Raw genomic sequence first — 1,226 nt, 5'->3', positions numbered from 1 at the left:
TCTCAACCATGAACTCGGCGAAATTGCAGTACGAGTAAAGATGCTCGTTACGCGCAGCAGGACGGAAAGACCCCGAGACCTTTACTATAGTTTGGTATTGGTGTTCGGTGCAGCTTGTGTAGGATAGGTGGGAGACTGTGAAGCTTGGACGCTAGTTCAGGTGGAGTCATCGTTGAAATACCACTCTGGCTGTACCGGTCACCTAACTTCGGACCATGATCTGGTTCAGGGACAGTGCCTGATGGGTAGTTTAACTGGGGCGGTTGCCTCCTAAAATGTAACGGAGGCGCCCAAAGGTTCCCTCAGCCTGGTTGGCAATCAGGTGTTGAGTGTAAGTGCACAAGGGAGCTTGACTGTGAGAGTGACAGCTCGAGCAGGGACGAAAGTCGGGACTAGTGATCCGGCGGCACCTCGTGGAAGGGCCGTCGCTCAACGGATAAAAGGTACCTCGGGGATAACAGGCTGATCTTGCCCAAGAGTCCATATCGACGGCATGGTTTGGCACCTCGATGTCGGCTCGTCGCATCCTGGGGCTGGAGTAGGTCCCAAGGGTTGGGCTGTTCGCCCATTAAAGCGGTACGCGAGCTGGGTTTAGAACGTCGTGAGACAGTTCGGTCCCTATCCGCTGCGCGCGTTGGAAATTTGAGAAGGGCTGTCCTTAGTACGAGAGGACCGGGACGGACGAACCTCTGGTGTGTCAGTTGTACTGCCAAGTGCATCGCTGATTAGCTACGTTTGGAAGGGATAACCGCTGAAAGCATCTAAGCGGGAAGCCTGCTTCGAGATGAGATTTCCATGCACCTTTGTGTGTGTGAGGCCCCCAGCTAGACCACTGGGTTGATAGGCAGGATGTGGAAGCAAGGACCTGAAGACTTGTGTAGCTGACCTGTACTAATAGGCCGATGACTTACAACACAACACTAAAACAATTGTGTTAGCAAAAATTATTATTGCTGTTCGCGTTCACTATACGGTTACGAGACAACAACCTCGCAACAAAAAACAGATACTTGACGGATACACCGGACCCAGGTTGGTTTGTGTGTTTCGTGATTGTTACGGCGGTCATAGCGTGGGGGAAACGCCCGGTCCCATACCGAACCCGGAAGCTAAGGCCCATTGCGCCGATGGTACTGCACTTGTGAGGGTGTGGGAGAGTAGGTCACCGCCGGACTTAACTTATGAATGGGTTTGAGGCTCCAACCAGTTGGTTGGAGCCTCACCTT

The 1,226-nt window shown here is 52.9% G+C and carries 2 rRNA genes; both read left to right on the top strand.

Annotated elements, in window-relative coordinates:
- A 23S ribosomal RNA gene (locus AUR04nite_RS17760) occupies positions 1-915 on the top strand; the annotation flags it as partial.
- A 142-nt stretch (positions 916-1,057) separates the two neighbouring features.
- A 5S ribosomal RNA gene (rrf, locus tag AUR04nite_RS17755) occupies positions 1,058-1,174 on the top strand.
- Positions 1,175-1,226: the final 52 nt, after the last annotated feature.

The organism is Glutamicibacter uratoxydans (genome assembly GCF_006539925.1).
In the GTDB taxonomy this organism is placed as follows: Bacteria; Actinomycetota; Actinomycetes; order Actinomycetales; family Micrococcaceae; genus Glutamicibacter; species Glutamicibacter uratoxydans.
The sequence above is the reverse complement of the archived record's forward strand: the minus strand, read 5'-3'. Positions and strand labels throughout refer to the sequence as shown.